This window comes from Burkholderia pyrrocinia (assembly GCF_018417535.1).
Lineage (GTDB): Bacteria > Pseudomonadota > Gammaproteobacteria > Burkholderiales > Burkholderiaceae > Burkholderia > Burkholderia pyrrocinia_E.
Genome location: NZ_CP070979.1, coordinates 845932 through 866456, shown reverse-complemented (window position 1 = coordinate 866456; position 20525 = coordinate 845932). Strand labels below are relative to the sequence as shown.

The window sequence follows — 20525 nt, the reverse complement described above, 5'->3', positions numbered from 1 at the left end:
TGATTTGCATTGCGTCGGCTCAGCCGCGGTCAACGTTCGTCGTGAGCATTGCGATGTTTGCATAGAATCGGTCTTTTGTCGCGGCATCATCTTTTCATCATCACGGCATCACCCACACATAAGGAGTTCTTGGTGAATGGTGCGGAAAGTCTGGTAAGAACGCTGTTGCAGTCGGGTGTCGACACCTGTTTCGCGAATCCCGGTACGAGCGAGATGCATTTCGTCGCGGCGCTCGATCAGATCCCCGGCATGCACTGCGTGCTGGGCTTGCAGGAGAACGTCGTCACCGGCATGGCGGATGGCTACTACCGGATCGCCGAAAAGCCAGCCTGCACGTTGCTGCACTGTGGTCCCGGCCTTGCCAACGGCCTCGCAAATCTCCACAACGCGAGGCGTGCACGCAGCGGCATCGTCAACATCGTCGGCGATCAGGCGACCTATCACCGCCAGTTCGATGCGCCGTTGACGGCGGACACCGACAGCCTCGCGCGCACGGTGTCGAGTTGGGTGCGCACGAGCGGCAGCTCGGCCGAGGTCGGACATGATGCAGCCGGCGCGGTGCAGGCGGCCCGCACCGCGCCAGGTCAGATCGCCACGATGATCCTGCCGGCCGATGCATCGTGGAGTGCGGGCGGCGTCGTGGCCGAAGCGCTCGTCGTTCCGGTCGCGCCGGCGATCGATCCGTTCGCAGTCGAACAAGCCGCGCGCGTGCTGCGCGAGCGCAAGAATGTGCTGATCCTGTTGGCCGGGCGCGGCGTGCTCGCCAAATCGCAGGCGCTTGCATGGCGCATCGCGCGGGCCACCGGTGCGGCCGTTCGTTACGACTTTGTAAACGGACGCCTCGCGCGCGGCCAGGGGCGGCTTCCGGTCGAACGCGTACCGTACGGCACCGATCACGCCATCGAGTCGCTCGCCAGCTTTGAGCACATCATTCTCGTCAACGCGAAGCCGCCCGTCGGCTTTTTCGCCTACCCGGACAAGCCGTCCAGGCAATATCCTTCGCATGCGCAACTGCATGTCCTGTCGCGCTATGACCAAGATCCCGAAGCTGCATTGCAGGCACTGGTCGACGCGCTGAACGCGCCTGAAGCGGCGATGCCCGACCCGGGGCCACGTCCGGAGATCGCAAGCGGCGCGCCGACCCCTGAAGGCCTGGCGCGCACGTTGGCCGCGCTGATGCCCGACGACGCGATCGTCTCCGACGAAAGTATTTCCTACGGCCGTTCGTTTTACCGTCATACGCATGCCGCTGCGCCGCACGATTGGCTTCAGCTGACCGGCGGCGCGATCGGCGATGGCCTGCCGGTTGCGACGGGCGCCGCCATTGGCGCGCGTGGCAACCGTCGGGTGATCAGTTTGCAAGCCGACGGCTCGGCCATGTATTCGTTGCAGGCGCTATGGACGCAAGCTCGGGAGCGTCTCCCGTGCACGACGATCCTGCTGAACAACAGCAAGTACAACATTCTCGTCGGCGAATATCGGAACGTTGGCGCGACACCTGGCCCGACCGCCATGAGCATGCTCGACCTCGGCAACCCGGCGCTCAACTGGACGAAGATCGCCGATGGCCTTGGCGTCGAGGCGGCACGCGCGACCACGATGGAAGAATGTGCCGACCTGATGGCCCGAAGCTTCGGGCGGGAGGGCCCGTTCCTGATCGAACTGATGGTTTGACCGAAGCGGCGGCGCAATCGTCGGCGTCGATACGCCAGCGATGCAGTTCGCTGCTGCCGGTCATATATTTGTCAAGCCTGTCGCCGCATGACGCTCAAGCGATAAGGATTGCATATAAATTTCAAGGCGCAGCACACGTGTGTCAAGCAGCGTGCGTACAGAATTCTAATTTCCAGATCGATCATGACCCACCTACCAAACATCGTTTCGCGTTCGATGCTGCATCTATCGAGTCATATGGATAAGACCGGACCTTCGGCGATTTCCCGCGTGATGGCGGCGGTGGCGGAGCGCAAGCGCAACGGAAAAAAAGTCATTGGCTTGCATGTCGGCGAACCGGACTTCGACACGCCTGACCATATCAAGGAGGCGGCGATTCGAGCTGTTCAGGCAGGCGACACTCACTATACGGCGCCGGACGGCAGCCCCGCCATGAAGGAAGCGGTCCAGCACAAGTTTCACCGCGACTATGACCTGAAAATCGAACTCAACGAGATCGTCATCGCACCCGGCGCCAAGACACTGATCTTCATGGCGCTCTTTGCGACCCTCGACCGGGGAGATGAGGTCATTCTGCCTGCCCCCTATTGGGGCAGCTATATCGACATCATCGAGATGATGGGAGCGACGGCCGTTGTGGTGCCGACCCGACCAGAGGACGCATTTCGCCTGCACGCGGACGATCTCGAAAAAGCGATCACGCCCAGAACGCGATGGCTGCTGCTGAATTCACCTTCGAATCCGTCCGGAACGGTGTACGAACTCGAACACTATGTGCCTCTTCTGGACGTTCTCGAGAATCATCCGCATGTCTGGCTGCTGGCGGACGACATGTACGAACACATTGTCTACGACGACGTGAAGTTCGTGACGCCTTCCCAGATACGCCCGAATCTGCGCGGCCGCATGCTGACGGTGAACGGCGTATCGAAGGCCTACGCGATGACTGGCTGGCGCATCGGTTATGCGGTCGGACCCGCTGCGCTCATGCAGGCGATCGTCGCAATCATCAGCCAGTCCACGTCATGCGCCTGCTCGATCGCGCAGGCCGCGGCGGTCGAAGCACTACGGGGGGCACAGGACGTGGTCGAACGGTACCGGCTGGAATACGCCGAGCGGCGCGAACTGGTGATTCGGGACCTCAACGCCATCCCCGGACTTTCCTGCATCGCCCCGAAGGGGGCGTTCTACGCGCTTGTCGACTGGAAGGAGCTGATGGGCAAGACAACCGAGGCTGGCGAATGTCTGCGGACCGATGAGCAATTTTGCCGATATCTGCTGGACGAGTACGGGGTCGGGGTTGTGCCTGGCGCACCGTTCGGCGCACCAGGGTATTTTCGCGTGTCATTCGCCGGTGCGATTCCCGTTCTTTCTGAGGGCATGGCCTTACTGAGAACCGCCTGCGCTGCTCTCGCTTAGTACCGTTTTGCAACACGATCGAGAACCGTTGCGCGTGGTACGGTGGACACCGAGCGACGCCAGAAACGCAGGCGTCGCTCGGTGTCCTCACATCGGGATGTCTAGTAGTCGAAGCTCTTTCCCGGCGTCGTCCAGTTGCTATTGGACGACGCGCAGACCTGCAAGCTCAATGTGCCGCTAGCCGACGGTGTCATGCACAATCCACTCTGTTTCGCAACAACCTGCGAACCCGGGCTTGCACGTGATGACCGCACGATATTCCATTGCTGATTCGCCGCGCCCTGCACGCACGTCGCCAGCACGACATTGCTGCCCGCGCCAGATGCTGCAGCGCTCAGGCAGTAACTGTTCTTGGTCTGGATCGTCCCGTCGCCCGCTTGTACCCACAATGCACTATTGAATGCCCTCCCACCTGATTCCCGTACCGACGCCAGCGTAGGGCAAGTACCGAGCAGCGCGCGATTGGAGCCGGCGGGCGTGCCGTCGGTCAATCCGGCTTGCGTTGTGAGGCAACTGCCGTTTGCCTTGAACAACCCGGCGCGGATTGTTTCGGGCCTCCGATCAATGTCGCTTCACCGTTGACTTCCGACACGTTGTAATACTCGTTGGAGCAAGTCGAGTTTGCACTAACGGACGGCTTCGGCATCGCGACCGCATTGCCGAGTTTGTCATATGCGTGAATGCTGAATCGCGCGTGCGTATAAGCGATCGATGAACAGCTCGTGCTCGGCGAATTCCAGTCGACGTATTCGACCCATTGGGCGATCGATGTCATCGGTACCAGGTTTTTGCCGTTCCCGATATAGATACTGCCGATGTCGAACGAATCACCGGTCGAGCCGGCCGTGATGTCCGTTACGTTGCTTTTGTACCAGCCCGGGCCCAGCGCCGCATTCGGCGTGACTCGGAACCGGTAGGTGTGGCCTGCCTGCCATTCATAGCGATAACGGCACTGTGCACCGGCGGCGCCGTCGGTCGCGGTCTTGCTGACGGTGCAATAGCTGCCCGCGCCGATTCCGGCCGTCGATGGCGTTCCGGGCCTCGCGTCGGTGGCATTCCACAGGCTGAACAGAAACTGCTTGCCGTATCCCTCCGTCGCGGACGTGATTTCAGTCGATTGCATGCCGGTATAACCGCCAAGGCTATTGATCTGGTTCGACCAGTACACGTTGGAATTGGGACCCGGGTCGGTCTCGGGGGTGATGAACAAATCCAGCTGGGCGACGCTCGGTAGACTGGACGGGAACCAGGTGTCGCTGTACAGGCCCGGCGTCGAGCCGAGAATCGACTTGATGATCGGAACGCTACTCGACGTCAGCGTAGCCAAGCCGGCGCTTGTGTCCGGACTAATCGAAAAAACGAGTTGGCTACGCGGCGGCATCGACGCAACGGGGGGGAGCTTCATCGTGAAACTGAGTACGCATGTACTCCCAGGTGGGATCGACACACTCGTCAAGGTCAGTTGGTTCGTGTTGGCGACCGAAGCCAAGCTGCCGCCACACGCTGCCCCCGGATTCGACGCGCTAAAGCCGGACGGCATGTTGATTGTCAGGCCGGCAACGGCTACCGTGGCTCCGTTATTGGTTAGTGTCAGTTTTGCCTTGTCCGTACCGCCGACGGAAGGCGACAGCGAGGCGAGAGTGAGTGATGCAGAGTAACTGGAGGAGACCGCATATGACATCGTTGACATCGGCAATATGCCGACAAGCAAACAAGAAAACATCGTTTTTCTAAACATGATTTTCCTCGATGGGTCGGTCAAAAACTTGCGCTGCAATCTCGCCTTTGGAATTCTCGATTGATTTGAAGAAACTGCGTCGCCTACTCCAATTCGCCTCACTGCTATCGCCAACCAGGCCGCGCCGCCTCAAGTATCCGGACCGCAGGCCAGCGCACGGATCGTGCAGCGTTGGTGGGCCTCCCATTCGTGCTGAAGCCGGGCATTCGCTGACGCGATGTGCCAACAGAGACGGGATGCGGCCAGGGCGTGTGCCGCTGGCGTAGTCTGCGCGACTGGCAAGAGGCAGGTGACCAGGACGGGCTGCATGTGGTACTGCTTGCCAAGCCGAGCGCGACGAACCGGATCGACTTCTCGCGTGTGGTAGTCGACACCTCGTCGATTTGAACGGTTGGGGCGGGCGAAAAGCCGGCCCGAATCCTGTCGATCCGGCGTGACTTTATTCCACACTACATTGTTGTCGATGCCAACGGTACGCCAATCCTGACACCTACTCGGTCATCGGTTGATCCGCACATTGCGGATGCCGCGATTTCCTATTTTCCAGAATTCGCTTCAAGGTTCGCGGATGAACCTTGAAGTGCTGCGCCACCTCAAGAATCGATTGTTTCTGCAGCAGCTTCAGTGCTTGTGTCCGTTGTTGATCGTCGAGCGCAGGCTTGCGCCCGATCGGCTTTCCTCGCGCTCGCGCAGAAGCCATTCCCGCGCGTGTCCGTTCGCTGATCAGGCTGCGTTCGAACTGCGCGAGGGACGCCATCAGATGAAAAATCAACATGCCTCCGGACGAGTTGGTGTTGATTGACTCCGTGATGGAAGCGAACTGGATGCTTCGACTGTCGAGGTGCGTGACCAGGTCGATCAATTTGCGCAGAGAACGGCCAAGTCGATCGAGCCGCCAAACCATCAATGTATCTCCGGCAGACAGCTTTGCGAGTGTGGCATCGAGCCCTGGGCGCGAGAAGTCAGATCCGGAAATACCTTCATCCGTGAAAATGGTGTCGCAGCCTGCTCGCGTCAATGCATCCATCTGAAGCCCGAGCGATTGCTCAACCGTTGATACGCGTGCATATCCAATAATCATCTACTCACCTTTACGCCAGGATTATCGGGGGGCGCAGCCGGTGAAACTGTTCTCGAGGACGGGGGCATGGTCGACGTGCCCGGTGAGGGCAGCGTCTCCATCACATTCAATATGCTCAATTTCCATTCTTCATTAGCGTGGTCTGGCCATCCGATCGGCGGACAGCCGTTGCGGCTCATCATCCCTGGATCCTGCCGTGCTTGCGACTCGCCTGATGTCGTGCTTGAAGCGCTCAGGTTTTTTGCAAGAGTCTGGAGGGGGTAGGTGTTTGGCTAATAAATATTATAAATCAGGGTAAATCATATCAAGGTTAGTTGCAGGGTGGAAGTGGGTTAAAGAGTTCGGAATTGCGGCTTGGTTTCTAACGTCGCGTTGGACTGTCAAGAAGAGTCAATTGGTCGCTTTTTTTGCCAATTGTACTGGACAAAAGGGATCCCTTTTGTCCGTGGATTTCCCCTCGAGCCATCCCTTTGTGTGGCAAGGCTTAGTGGGATGCTTCTAGCGGTTTTCACAAATTTGATACAACGGATCCCTTTTATTCTGGCCCTGTATTTTGGGTAATAAACAGCCGATAGGCACAGCCGACAGACAGGGCTTGACAAAAAATCGGTAAATATTTCTATATCGGAAGGGCGGAGGTAAGTTGTTGAGGGTAAAAATTACTCAATCTGCGTTTAATAGTGCGGCCCGGTTCCAGAAGCTTTTCGTCCGGATGGGGCATCGTCGTTGTTTTGTCGGATTAAAGTGAAAGGAAAATGAAACTAATGAAGTTCGATAAATAAAGTTATTGTTTTTATGAATGATGATTTTTGGGTTTTATCGAATTGGGTTTGGGGTGTGTTGCCGGTTTGAGGTGATCATGATTTCGAAATCGGTGTGTGGCGAGTGATTGGGGTGGGATATGATTAACATAAAAACTAATCGGATTCGGCGGAGCAAGAAAAACATGTTCGTGGCGACCAGTAAAATGGTTGCCTCCCTGTTGGGAGCCACTTCCTTTCAGTGCGTGGACGATATTGACGCTTATGTCGGATCGCTTGAAGCGATCGTTTTCGGATTGATCGCTCGGCACGTGAAATTCGATATCAGGGCGCAGGCGCGAAGCGCTTATGGAGACGGCATCAGGGCGGGGTTATTTGGTTCCGACGGGCTAATCGGCCCGAGCGGCGAGCTCGAGGTGAGTTGTCTCGACGATTCCGACGCATTCCTGAATGAAATAAGGCTTGCTGGACAAGCTCATGGCCAGTCGATTCGCTACTGGATGGAAGCGCAACGGAACCTGGAAAAGCGCGCTCCAGAAGAGACTGGCGACATGGGCGATAGAAGCGTGGCAGGCACGTTCCTGTAGTCGACCGATTCCTGATGAATTGCGAGTTATGGATAGCTTGATAAGCAGTCCGTAGAGAAAATTAAAAGGCCAATGCGAGGAATTTATTCCCGTGTCGCGAGACGATGCATGAGCCGATGAGGTGATAGAAATGAATAAGTCATACCGGACCATCTGGAATGAGGCGCTTGGGGCGTGGGTAGCTGCATCGGAAATCGCATCTGCACGGGGTAAACCCAATAAATCGGCAGTCGCCGCGGCAGTTTTGATCGTGTTCGCAGGGATTGGTAATATTGCCCACGCGCAATATACGGCGGGCGGCGCAATCACTGCTGGATCTGGCAGCGTTGCCATTGGTGGCTTCAGTACGCCTGCCGCCGCGGCAGGGAATTTCTCGGTTGCCATTGGTAATGCAGCCACCTCCTCCGGAGGCAACTCTGTGGCGCTTGGCACTGGAGCAGTGGCCACTCAGACAAATGCGACCGCCATTGGGGCCAACTCCAACGCTTCGGGTGTTTCAGCTACGGCGCTTGGCTCGGGGGCATTAGCCAACCAGGCAAGTGCGACAGCTGTTGGTTCCAATGCCATTGCGTCCGGGATCAATGCAGTCGCCCTCGGCGTTGCGGCGTCAGCGAACGGCAGCGGGGCACTCGCGGTGGGAGGGGGGGCGCTGGCGAATGGCAGTGCAACAACAGCGATCGGCCAGAATTCATCTGCTACTGCTACGCAAGCAGTAGCGTTAGGGTTTAACAATTCGGCCACCGGTGCGGATTCGGTCGCCATTGGCACTTCATCCACCGCGAACCAGTTCAACAATATAGCGATCGGCAAAGGCGCCCAAGCACTTTCTCCGACTTCAAACGCTGGTTCGATTGCTATTGGAACCGGCGCGGGAGCAGACGATTGGCGAGCGTTGGCTATCGGGGAAGCGTCCAGCGCTACTACGGTAATGACGACAGCGTTAGGAGCGTATACCACCGCCAGCGCGATCGGTGCCACCGCGATCGGCGTCGTTCAAAATCCGACCAGCACCGTGTCGGTGGGCGCGGATGCCGCCGCCGTGGGCGCTACGGCAATTGGCGGCGGCGCTACTGCATCAGGCTCATCGTCGGTGGCCTTGGGGGCTGCAGATTTCGTTGCCGAAGGCGGGGCGGCGACTCCCGCTGTTGTATCCGGCGCTACCGCGACTGGGATTCGCGCCCTTTCCATCGGTGCGGGATCGAAGGCGGCCGGAACCTCGTCGATCGCACTGGGCGACTCCGCCGCTGCAACAGCGGTGAACAATGCCGTAGCTATTGGTACGACAACAACCGCGTCCGGTGCAAATGCCACTGCAATCGGAAATAACTCGACGGCTGCGGCAGCATCGACAGTAGCGATCGGCGACACGAATTCGGTTGCATCGGTAGCCGGCACGGGTTCAACCGCGATTGGCTACAAGTCGAAGGTGACGAGCGGCACCGGCGCGGTGGCGATCGGCAGCCAGCAGACGGCGAGCGGCAATGGCGCGGTCGCTATTGGCGATCCCAACAGCGCGATCGGTACGGGCGCAGTGGCCGTAGGTGCAAACAATACGGCGAATGGCCAGGGCGCGGTCGCGCAAGGCAATAGCAATACGGCAACGGGGCAAGGCTCGGTGGCGCTCGGGAATACGTCGGTCGCGGCGGGGCCTGGCTCGTTGGCATTCGGGGATACCGCGAGTGCTTCGGCATCCAAAGGGGTTGCAATTGGTTCCGGTGCGACGGCGCTTAATGCAAATGATGTCGCATTGGGGGCAAATTCTGTAACTGCCGCCCCGAATCCGACGGCTAGCGCGACGATCGGCGGAGTGACGTACAACTTCGCCGGTACGACGCCGACGAGCGTGGTGAGTGTAGGTGCGCCGGGGGCGGAACGCCAGATCACAAACGTGGCGGCAGGTCGGGTGACGGCGACGAGCACGGATGCGATCAACGGATCGCAACTGTATGCCGGGCTGAGCACGACGAACAGCACGATCACGTCGTTGTCGACATCTACCTCGACGGGACTCTCGACTGCGAATAGCACGATCACTTCATTGTCGACGTCGACCTCGACGGGCTTGAGCACCACCAACAGCACGGTGAGCTCGTTGTCGACATCCACGTCGACCGGTCTCTCGAGCGCGACCAGCTCGATTGCATCGCTGTCGACGTCGACATCCACTGGCTTGTCGTCGGCCAATAGCTCGATCACTTCACTGTCCACGTCGACTTCGACGGGCATCGGCTCGCTGTCGACGGGCCTGTCGTCGACGAACAGCAGCGTGACGTCGCTGTCTACCTCGGCGTCGACTGCCATCGTGGCGGCGAAGACGCATTATTACAGCGTCAACGATAACGGCACCCAGCAGGGCAACTACAACAATGACGGTGCGACGGGTGTCAATGCGCTGGCGGCAGGGACGAATGCAACTGCGGCTGGTTCCTCCAGCGTCGCAGTGGGTGACCGTGCAAATGCAGCAGGCGGTAGCAGCGTCGCCGTCGGTAACGCAGCTACCGCAAGCCAGGCACAGGCGCTGGCGGTCGGTACGCTGGCGACTGCGTCGGGAATTCAGTCTACCGCGATCGGGTCGGGTACCACCGCCGCAGGTATCGACGCGGTCGCAATCGGCCAAGGCACCACGGCCCTGACCAATAATTCCAGTGCATTCGGTGCCAGCGCGCTTGCGTCCGGTATTGCCGCCTCGGCAGTCGGCAACGGCGCGATTGCGTCAGGCAACAACGCGTCGGCATTTGGCGTCGCGGCGAGCGCGACAACATTGAATGCGACGGCGATCGGATCAGGTGCCACGGCCGGGGCCAGCGCGGGCGATGTCGCGTTGGGCGCCGGCTCCGTGACCGCCGCAGCAAACCCGACTTCGACCGGCACCATCGGCGGCGTGACTTACACCTATGCGGGGACGAATCCGACCAGTGTGGTGAGTGTCGGTAAACCGGGAAGCGAACGGCAGATCACTAACGTCGCTGCCGGTAGGGTCACTGCTTCGAGCACGGACGCGATCAACGGTTCGCAACTGTTCGCAACGAACACGGCGATCAACAGTCTGTCGACGTCTACGTCGACGGGCCTGTCGACGGCCAATAGCTCGATCACTTCGCTGTCCACGTCGACCTCGACGGGTATCGGTTCGTTGTCGACCGGCCTGAGCACGACGGATAGCACGGTGGCCTCGTTGTCGACGTCTACGTCGACGGGTCTGTCGATGGCCAATAGCTCGATCACGTCGTTGTCCACGTCGACTTCGACCGGTATCGGCTCGCTGTCGACTGGCTTGAGCACCACCAATAGCACGGTGACTTCGTTGTCGACGTCCACGTCCACCGGTCTCTCGACCGCGACCAGCTCGATTGCATCGCTGTCGACGTCGGCCTCGACCGGTATCGGCTCGCTGTCGACTGGCTTGAGCACCACCAATAGCACGGTGACTTCGTTGTCGACGTCCACGTCCACCGGTCTCTCGACCGCGACCAGCTCGATTGCATCGCTGTCGACGTCGGCCTCGACCGGAATCGGTTCGTTGTCGACGGGCCTGAGCACGACGGACAGTACGGTGGCCTCGTTGTCGACGTCCACGTCGACGGGTCTGTCGACGGCCAATAGCACGATCACGTCGCTGTCGACGTCGACTTCCACCGGTATCGGCTCGCTGTCGACCGGTCTGAGCACGACGAACAGCACGGTGGCCTCGTTGTCTACGTCTACGTCGACGGGTCTGTCGACGGCCAATAGCTCGATCATTTCACTGTCGACGTCGACGTCGACCGGCATCGGTTCGCTGTCGACTGGCTTGAGCGCTACCAACAGCACCGTGACGTCGCTGTCGACCGTCACGGGCAATCAGGGCAGCAGCACAGCTGCGGCGTTGGGTGGCGGGGCGACCTATAACCCGGCGACCGGGACGATCAGCGCGCCGGCATACACGACTTACAACGCGAACGGCACGACGAGCACGGTCAACAATGTCGGCGCGGCGATCGACAATATCAACAGTCAGGGCATCAAGTACTTCCACGCGAATTCCACTGCACCGGATAGCCAGGCACTGGGGACGAACAGCGTGGCGATCGGCCCGAACGCCGTGGCGAACAATGCCGGCGATGTGGCGCTGGGCTCCGGTTCGGTGACGGCGGCGCCGAACCCGACGGCGACGGGGACGATTGGCGGGATGACGTACAACTACGCGGGCACGACGCCGAGCAGCGTGGTGAGCGTGGGTGCGCCGGGCGCCGAACGTCAGGTCACGAACGTGGCGGCAGGCCAGGTGACGGCGACGAGCACGGACGCGATCAACGGTTCGCAGCTGTTCGCGACGAACACGGCGATCAACAGTCTGTCGACGTCCACGTCGACGGGTCTGAGCACCACCAACAGCACGGTGACCTCGTTGTCGACGTCTACGTCGACGGGTCTGTCGACAGCCAATAGCGCGATCACGTCGCTGTCGACGTCGACCTCGACCGGTATCGGCTCGCTGTCGACTGGCTTGAGCACCACCAACAGCACGGTGGCCTCGTTGTCGACGTCTACATCGACGGGTCTGTCGACAGCCAATAGCGCGATTACGTCGCTGTCGACGTCGACCTCGACCGGCATCGGCTCGCTGTCGACTGGCTTGAGCACCACCAACAGCACGGTGACCTCGTTGTCGACGTCTACGTCGACGGGTCTGTCGACGGCCAATAGCTCGATCACGTCGCTGTCGACGTCGACCTCGACCGGCATCGGCTCGCTGTCGACTGGCTTGAGCACCACCAACAGCACGGTGACCTCGTTGTCGACGTCTACGTCAACGGGTCTGTCGACAGCCAATAGCGCGATCACGTCACTGTCGACGTCGACCTCGACGGGCATCGGTTCGCTGTCGACGGGCCTGTCGACGGCCAATAGCTCGATCATGTCGCTGTCGACATCGACCTCGACCGGTATCGGTTCGCTGTCGACTGGCTTGAGCGCTACCAACAGCACCGTGACGTCGCTGTCGACCGTCACGGGCAATCAGGGCAGCAGCACAGCTGCGGCGTTGGGTGGCGGGGCGACCTATAACCCGGCGACCGGGACGATCAGCGCGCCGGCATACACGACTTACAACGCGAACGGCACGACGAGCACGGTCAACAATGTCGGCGCGGCGATCGACAATATCAACAGTCAGGGCATCAAGTACTTCCACGCGAATTCCACTGCACCGGATAGCCAGGCACTGGGGACGAACAGCGTGGCGATCGGCCCGAACGCCGTGGCGAACAATGCCGGCGATGTGGCGCTGGGCTCCGGTTCGGTGACGGCGGCGCCGAACCCGACGGCGACGGGGACGATTGGCGGGGTGACGTACAACTACGCGGGCACGACGCCGAGCAGCGTGGTGAGCGTGGGCGCGCCAGGCGCCGAACGCCAAGTCACGAACGTGGCGGCAGGTCAGGTGACGGCGACGAGCACGGACGCGATCAACGGTTCGCAACTGTTCGCAACGAACACGGCAATCAACAGTCTGTCGACGTCTACGTCGACCGGTCTCTCGACCGCGACCAGTTCGATTGCATCGCTGTCGACGTCGACCTCGACCGGACTGTCCACGACGAATAGCACGGTGGCGTCACTGTCGACTGGCCTGAGCACGACGGATAGCACGGTGGCCTCGTTGTCGACGTCGACTTCGACGGGTCTGTCGACGGCTAATAGCACGATCACGTCGTTGTCGACGTCTACGTCGACGGGTCTGTCGACGGCTAATAGCACGATCACGTCGTTGTCGACGTCTACGTCGACGGGTCTGTCGACAGCCAATAGCGCGATCACGTCGCTGTCGACCTCGACCTCGACCGGTATCGGTTCGTTGTCGACTGGCTTGAGCACCACCAACAGCACGGTGACCTCGTTGTCGACCTCCACGTCGACCGGTCTCTCGACCGCGACCAGCTCGATTGCATCGCTGTCGACGTCGACCTCGACCGCGATCGTGGCGGCGAAGACGCATTACTACAGCGTGAACGACAACGGGACGCAGCAAGGCAACTACAACAACGATGGCGCAACCGGGATCAACGCGCTGGCGGCGGGCACGAACGCGACGGCGGCAGGCGCAAGCGCGGTAGCGGTTGGCGACGGCACGAACGCGAGCGCCAGCGGCGCGGTGGCGATCGGCCAGAACGCCGTGGCGTCGAACGCGAACAGCGTCGCGCTGGGCTCCGGTTCGGTGACGGCGGCGCCGAACCCGACGGCGACGGGCACGATCGGCGGGGCGACGTACAACTACGCGGGCACGACGCCGAGCAGCGTGGTGAGCGTGGGCGCGCCGGGTGCCGAACGTCAGGTCACGAACGTGGCGGCAGGCCAGGTGACGGCGACGAGCACGGACGCGATCAACGGTTCGCAGCTGTTCGCGACGAACACGGCGATCAACAGTCTGTCGACGTCCACGTCGACGGGTCTGTCGACGGCTAATAGCTCGATCACGTCACTGTCCACATCGACCTCGACCGGCATCGGTTCGTTGTCGACGGGCCTGAGCACGACGGACAGCACGGTGACCTCGTTGTCGACGTCTACGTCGACGGGTCTGTCGACGGCCAATAGCACGATCACGTCGTTGTCGACGTCGACCTCGACCGGTATCGGCTCGCTGTCGACCGGCCTGAGCACCACCAACAGCACGGTGACATCGTTGTCGACGTCTACGTCGACGGGTCTGTCGACGGCCAATAGCTCGATCACGTCACTGTCCACATCGACCTCGACCGGCATCGGCTCGCTGTCGACTGGCTTGAGCACGACGGACAGTACGGTGGCCTCGTTGTCAACGTCCACGTCGACGGGCCTGTCGACGGCCAATAGCGCGATCACGTCCCTGTCGACGTCGACCTCGACCGGCATCGGCTCGCTGTCGACCGGCCTGAGCACGACGAACAGCTCGGTAGCGTCGCTGTCGACTTCAACCTCGACCGCGATCGTGGCGGCGAAGACGCATTACTACAGCGTGAACGACAACGGAACGCAGCAAGGCAACTACAACAACGATGGCGCAACCGGGATCAACGCGCTGGCGGCGGGCACGAACGCGACGGCGGCAGGGGCAAGCGCGGTAGCGGTCGGCGACGGCTCGAACGCGAGCGCCAGCGGCGCGGTGGCGATCGGCCAGAACGCCGTGGCGTCGAACGCGAACAGCGTCGCGCTGGGATCCGGTTCGGTGACGGTGGCGCCGAACCCGACGGCGACGGGCACGATCGGCGGGGTGACGTACAGCTACGCGGGCACGACGCCGAGCAGCGTGGTGAGCGTGGGCACGCCGGGCGCCGAACGTCAGGTCACGAACGTGGCGGCAGGCCAGGTGACGGCGACGAGCACGGACGCGATCAACGGTTCGCAACTGTTCGCGACGAACACGGCGATCAACAGTCTGTCGACGTCCACGTCGACGGGCCTGTCGACAGCTAATAGCTCGATCACGTCACTGTCGACGTCGACCTCGACCGGTATCGGTTCGTTGTCGACGGGCCTGAGCACGACGGACAGTACGGTGGCCTCGTTGTCGACGTCGACTTCGACGGGCCTGTCGACAGCCAATAGCACGATCACGTCGCTGTCCACGTCGACCTCGACCGGTATCGGCTCGCTGTCGACCGGCCTGAGCACCACCAACAGCACGGTGACCTCGTTGTCGACGTCCACGTCGACGGGCCTGTCGACGGCTAATAGCTCGATCACGTCGCTGTCGACCTCGACCTCGACCGGTATCGGTTCGTTGTCGACTGGCTTGAGCACCACCAACAGCACGGTGACCTCGTTGTCGACCTCCACGTCGACCGGTCTCTCGACCGCGACCAGCTCGATTGCATCGCTGTCGACGTCAACCTCGACCGCGATCGTGGCGGCGAAGACGCATTACTACAGCGTGAACGACAACGGAACGCAGCAAGGCAACTACAACAACGATGGCGCAACCGGGATCAACGCGCTGGCGGCGGGCACGAACGCGACGGCGGCAGGGGCAAGCGCGGTAGCGGTTGGCGACGGCTCGAACGCGAGCGCCAGCGGCGCGGTGGCGATCGGCCAGAACGCCGTGGCGTCGAACGCGAACAGCGTCGCGCTGGGCTCCGGTTCGGTGACGGCGGCGCCGAACCCGACGGCGACGGGCACGATCGGCGGGGCGACGTACAACTACGCGGGCACGACGCCGAGCAGCGTGGTGAGTGTGGGCGCGCCGGGCGCCGAACGTCAGGTCACGAACGTGGCGGCAGGCCAGGTAACGGCGACCAGCACGGACGCGATCAACGGTTCGCAACTGTTCGCGACGAACACGGCGATCAACAGTCTGTCGACGTCCACGTCGACGGGTCTGTCGACGGCTAATAGCTCGATCACGTCACTGTCCACATCGACCTCGACCGGCATCGGTTCGCTGTCGACCGGCCTGAGCACGACGAACAGCTCGGTAGCGTCGCTGTCGACTTCGACCTCGACGGCAGTGAACGCAGCGAAGACCCACTACTACAGTGTGAACGACAACGGAACACAGCAACGCAACTACAACAACAACGGCGCAACCGGGATCAACGCGCTGGCGGCGGGCACGAACGCGACGGCGGCAGGGGCAAGCGCGGTAGCGGTTGGCGACGGCGCGAACGCGAACTCAGGTGGTGCGGTGGCGATTGGCCAGAATGCGATGGCTACGGGCGGCCAAGCCGTATCGATCGGCGTGGGCAATACGGCGAGCGGCGACGGCGCGGTGGCGATCGGCGATCCGAACGTGGCAATCGGCACAGGCGCGTTGGCGATGGGCGCGAACAACACGTCCAACGGTCAGGGCGCGGTAGCACTCGGCAATGCGAACTCGGCGATAGGTCAAGGTTCCGTTGCACTGGGCAACACGTCGACGGCGAGCGGCGTGGGTTCGCTCGCGTTCGGTTCGAGCGCAGTGGCAACCAATGCGAACGATGTCGCACTGGGATCCGGTTCGGTGACGGCGGCGCCGAACCCGACGGCGACAAGCACGATCGGCGGGGTGACGTACAACTATGCGGGCACGACGCCGACCAGCGTGGTGAGCGTAGGCGCGCCGGGTGCAGAACGCCAGATCACGAACGTGGCGGCAGGCCAGATGACGGCGACCAGCACGGACGCGATCAACGGTTCGCAACTGTTCGCGACGAACACGGCGATCAATAGCCTGTCGACGTCTGCTTCGACAGGCCTGTCGACTGCGACGAGTTCAATCGCGTCACTGTCCACGTCGACCTCGACCGGTATCGGTTCGCTGTCGACCAGTCTGAGCACGACGGCCAGTACTGTGACCTCGTTGTCGACATCCACGTCGACGGGTCTGTCGACGACCAATAGCGCAATCACGTCACTGTCGACGTCGACCTCGACCGGCATCGGTTCGCTGTCGACGGGCTTGAGCACCACCAACAGCACGGTGACTTCGTTGTCGACAACCACGTCGACGGGCCTGTCGACCGCGACCAGCTCGATCACGTCGCTGTCGACTTCAACCTCGACCGCCATCGCTGGCGCGAAAGCGCACTACTACAGCGTGAACGACAACGGGACGCAGCAAGGTAACTACAACAACGATGGCGCAACCGGGATCAACGCGCTGGCGGCGGGCACGAACGCGACGGCGGCGGGTGCAAGCGCGGTAGCGGTCGGCGACGGCTCGAGCGCGAGCGCCAGCGGCGCGGTGGCGATCGGCCAGAACGCCGTGGCGTCGAACGCGAACAGCGTCGCGCTGGGCTCAGGTTCGGTGACGACGGCGCCGAACCCGACGGCGACGGGGACGATCGGCGGGGCGACGTACAACTACGCGGGCACGACGCCGACCAGCGTGGTGAGCGTGGGCGCGCCGGGCGCCGAACGCCAGGTTACGAACGTAGCGGCGGGCCGGGTGACGGCGACGAGCACGGATGCGGTCAACGGTTCACAACTGTACGCGACCGATCAGGCTGTCGACAATCTCGGCAACACCGTCAATAACATCGTCAACGGCGGCGGTATCAAGTACTTCCACGCAAATTCGACATTGCCGGACAGTCAGGCGCTTGGCACCAACGCGGTGGCAATCGGCCCGAACGCTGTGGCGAACAACGCCGGCGACGTGGCGCTTGGCTTTGGCGCGGTCACCGCGGCCGCCAGTCCGACTGCCGGGGCGACGATCGGTGGGGTGAGCTATACGTTCGCTGGTGCGACACCGGTCAGCGTGGTGAGCGTGGGCGCACCTGGCGCGGAACGCCAGATCACCAACGTGGCCGCAGGTCGAGTAACGGCAACGAGCACGGACGCGATCAACGGCTCGCAGTTGTACACGACGATTCAGGCGATCAACAGCCTGTCGACGTCGACGATGTCGAACGTTGCATCGCTGTCGACGAGCCAGGGATCCAATACCACGCTGATTACGGCACTGTCGACGAGCATTAGTCGCCTTTCGACGACAACTGTCGGCGGAAATACGGATTACGTCAGCGTCAACGATGGTGGCTCGAAGCAAGGCAATAGCAACAACAACGGCGCGACAGGAGCGAACGCCGTTGCGATCGGCACAAACGCGGTTGCGTCTCAGGCCAACGCCGTGGCGCTCGGCAACGGCGCAAGCGCGAACGGCGACGGTGGAACCGTGATCGGCGCGAAGGCGCTGGTGTCGGGCAGCAATGCTACAGCGATCGGCCAGGGCGCGATTGCGATGGCGCCGAACGCCGTGGCGCTGGGCGCGAACTCGATGGCGACCGAGGCGAACACGGTATCGGTCGGGGCGCAGGGCAGCGAGCGGCGCATTACCAACGTCGCAGCGGGTGTCAATCCGACGGATGCGGTGAACGTGTCGCAGCTCGGCGCTTTGCAGTCCAATGTTAGCGACGTGACCCGCAAGGCATACGCGGGTATCGCGGCCGCGACCGCGCTGACGATGATTCCGGAGGTCGATGCCGGCAAGACGCTCTCGATCGGGATCGGCGGCGGAAGCTATCAGGGCTACAGCGCTGTCGCAGTGGGCTTCACCGCGCGCGTGACCGAGAACCTGAAGTTGAAGGGAGGCGTGAGCGGTAGCAGCACGGGTTATACGTACGGCGTGGGTATGGGTTACCAGTGGTAATCGAGCGATAAGCGCATCGGGATGCCGCGCGTGTCCCGATACGTTCGCCAACCGCCATACCACCATGAGACAACACACAAAGGGACATCATGTCTTCCGGAAAATCTGCATTCTTGCTCGGTCTGGCGTTGCTCGCGGGGTGCACGAGTGCGTCGGGGCCGACCTACTCGGCTTATACGGTCACGTTGCCCAATGGCGAGCCAGCCAATCGAGTGACCTGCTATGGATTGTTCGAAGGGCCGGACGCCTGCCGAAAGCAGGCGGACGCAATCTGCAAGGGGCAGCCGGTCAGGATGCTCTCCGGTGAATCCCGCATGGGCGTCACGACCGACGGCAAGCAGGACGATCGGAACATCACGTTCCAATGTGGCGCGCGCGCTGTGGCCGAACCGGCCGCGCCCGCGGCTGCGTCGTCCGCACCGATGTTGCCGAAAACCGTGTCATTGAGTGCCGACGCGAATTTCGACACTGCAAAGGCCACGCTGAAGCCTGCAGCACAGACGCGGCTGGACGAGCTGATCAAACTGGCTGGAGGCGTGCGGATCGGCACGTTGACGGTTAACGGTTACACCGACTCGGTCGGATCGGAAGCGTATAACCAGGATCTTTCCGAGCGTCGCGCACGCGCCGTCGCGAACTATCTTCAGGAGCACGGGCTCAAGGCGGAACGCTTTGTGAGCCACGGCTACGGCAAGGCGGATCCTGTCGACTCGAATGCAACCGAAGGCGGCCGGGCAAGGAACCGGCGAGTCGAGGTGATGATGGATATCGGCAAGCGATAGAGGGTTACCAGGGACACGGATCCATCGCAGTGGTGGTTTTGACTGCCTCGGGTCAGATCGTCAGATGGGTCGTGTCTTGGTGGTGGGAGCGCCCTCGTATGGGCGTTCCCCTTTTTTTCATTGAATTGGACGGCCCTAGGCAAGGCAGTCCTTCCGGTTTCATTGCGCCGTGCGTAGACATATCAATTTTGGAAGTTGTCCGATCAATGTATTGCACATTGCTCCGTGCAAGTCGAATCCGCATGTGCGCGCTCTTTTGACGAAATTGAAGCGCGTCGCGCGGCTGAGGTCGGCATGGGCCATAGCCATGATGACGATGCTCTGCTCGCAGGTGGCCGTCGCTCAATCCGATTCGATGTTGCCGCCGGAGGCACCCAATCGTTCCCAAACGGTACTGGCCCAGGCCGCACGGACAATCGGCGTGCGCCGCTGCCAGGCTGCCGTGGATCAGGTGTCCAATCGCATGTTTGCGCAGGCGAAGCACACGGATGTCGCGCTCGACTGGGATCGCAACAACCCGGACGGAGAACCATTCTTTTCTCTCTCCGGCCTGGAATATCAGGACACGTCCGCGGTCCTGTCACTGACAACCGTTCCGTCCACTTCGGGAGGATGCACGATTCTGGTCGAGCGGATTTCCAGCGCACCGACGTCATGCAAGGAAGTCGTTCGCTCGACCTTGGCCGGATACAAAAGCACGCCCTTGGTCAAGGCAGTGACGGTCTATGTCAATCCGGCCCGGCCGCGCGAAACGGTGACGCTGATCGATGCGCCGCCGAGTTGCCTGATCGTCCGTCGCCAAACGGAATTCCATTGGGGCGCGGGACGGTAGACGGGCCGATGCACATTGGGCATTACCGGGCAACGTGTGACCCGACAGACACGTATCGACGAGAAACTGCCATGAGTACATATCGCGAGTTATTGATTCAACTCGACATATTGAAGAAGGAAATCGACGCAGCCCGAGACCGTGAGGCGCATCTCATTGCGGAGCGCGTCATGGAGCTGCTCGCGGAGAATGGCGTTCCCATTCGTGATGTGCTGGCGCAGCATCATGGGGATCGGCGCTTGCGCAGTCCGGTCAAGCCGAAGTACTGGAATCCCAAAACAGGCGTGACGTGGTCCGGGCGCGGGCGCATGCCGCGTTGGCTGGTGGGCCAGGATCTCGAGCGGTTTCGGATCACGTCGCCCGATGAAGCGTCTCGACAGCAGGATGATTCTGGACGAGGCGCGGAAAGCTAGGTCGCTCGCGACATCCGGACGGCGCGGTCATCGGCTATGCGCATGTGCGTGACTGGAAGAACGTCGAGCAATTGCTGAAGGTAATCCTGAGCTGCCTGTCGTACACACCCTCCGATCGGGCCAAGCGCCGACGTTGAAATGTATGTAGCGAT

Annotated in this window: 9 protein-coding genes and 3 pseudogenes; 9 read left to right on the top strand and 3 right to left on the bottom strand. The window is 61.5% G+C overall.

The window, feature by feature from the left end:
• The first annotated feature begins 132 nt into the window (after positions 1–132).
• Positions 133–1674 (top strand): acetolactate synthase large subunit, encoded by a 1542-nt coding sequence (locus JYG32_RS36840; RefSeq protein WP_213268323.1) that lies wholly within the window; start codon positions 133–135, stop codon positions 1672–1674.
• A 183-nt stretch (positions 1675–1857) separates the two neighbouring features.
• Positions 1858–3093 (top strand): pyridoxal phosphate-dependent aminotransferase, encoded by a 1236-nt coding sequence (locus JYG32_RS36835; RefSeq protein WP_213267666.1) that lies wholly within the window; start codon positions 1858–1860, stop codon positions 3091–3093.
• Positions 3094–3194: 101 nt separating this feature from the next.
• Here JYG32_RS36835 and JYG32_RS36830 read toward each other — a convergent pair whose 3' ends face one another.
• Positions 3195–3584, bottom strand: coding sequence for a ricin-type beta-trefoil lectin domain protein (locus JYG32_RS36830; RefSeq protein ID WP_213267665.1), 390 nt, complete (start codon positions 3582–3584; stop codon positions 3195–3197).
• Positions 3581–4831, bottom strand: a complete 1251-nt coding sequence (locus tag JYG32_RS36825) for a DUF3472 domain-containing protein (protein WP_213267664.1) — start codon at positions 4829–4831, stop codon at positions 3581–3583. Before JYG32_RS36825 ends, JYG32_RS36830 begins: the two co-directional genes overlap by 4 nt.
• 59 nt (positions 4832–4890) lie before the next feature.
• Here JYG32_RS36825 and JYG32_RS39810 point away from each other — a divergent pair.
• Positions 4891–5314: pseudogene (locus tag JYG32_RS39810) on the top strand (IS5/IS1182 family transposase); the annotation flags it as partial.
• Positions 5315–5321: 7 nt separating this feature from the next.
• Here JYG32_RS39810 and JYG32_RS36820 read toward each other — a convergent pair.
• Positions 5322–5912: a recombinase family protein gene (locus JYG32_RS36820; RefSeq protein WP_213267663.1), complete on the bottom strand. Its 591-nt coding sequence runs from the start codon at positions 5910–5912 to the stop codon at positions 5322–5324.
• A gap of 946 nt (positions 5913–6858) precedes the next feature.
• Here JYG32_RS36820 and JYG32_RS36815 point away from each other — a divergent pair.
• The 6 genes and pseudogenes from JYG32_RS36815 to JYG32_RS36795 all read left to right on the top strand — a co-directional run bounded on the left by JYG32_RS36815 (position 6859) and on the right by JYG32_RS36795 (position 20373).
• Positions 6859–7260 carry a hypothetical protein gene (locus JYG32_RS36815; RefSeq protein WP_213267662.1) on the top strand — a complete coding sequence of 134 codons (402 nt, stop codon included), beginning with the start codon at positions 6859–6861 and terminating at the stop codon, positions 7258–7260.
• 130 nt (positions 7261–7390) lie between these two features.
• A pseudogene (locus tag JYG32_RS39805) lies at positions 7391–9208 on the top strand (YadA family autotransporter adhesin); the annotation flags it as partial.
• Positions 9209–9571: 363 nt separating this feature from the next.
• Positions 9572–18346 (top strand): annotated as a pseudogene (locus JYG32_RS36810) (beta strand repeat-containing protein); the annotation flags it as partial.
• An 89-nt stretch (positions 18347–18435) separates the two neighbouring features.
• Entirely contained in the window at positions 18436–19128 is a 693-nt protein-coding gene (locus JYG32_RS36805; RefSeq protein ID WP_213267660.1) for an OmpA family protein, read from the top strand.
• A 307-nt stretch (positions 19129–19435) separates the two neighbouring features.
• On the top strand, positions 19436–19960 hold the full coding sequence (locus JYG32_RS36800; protein ID WP_213267659.1) for a hypothetical protein: 525 nt from the start codon (positions 19436–19438) through the stop codon (positions 19958–19960).
• A gap of 71 nt (positions 19961–20031) precedes the next feature.
• Entirely contained in the window at positions 20032–20373 is a 342-nt protein-coding gene (locus JYG32_RS36795; RefSeq protein WP_213267658.1) for an H-NS family nucleoid-associated regulatory protein, read from the top strand.
• Positions 20374–20525 lie beyond the last annotated feature (152 nt).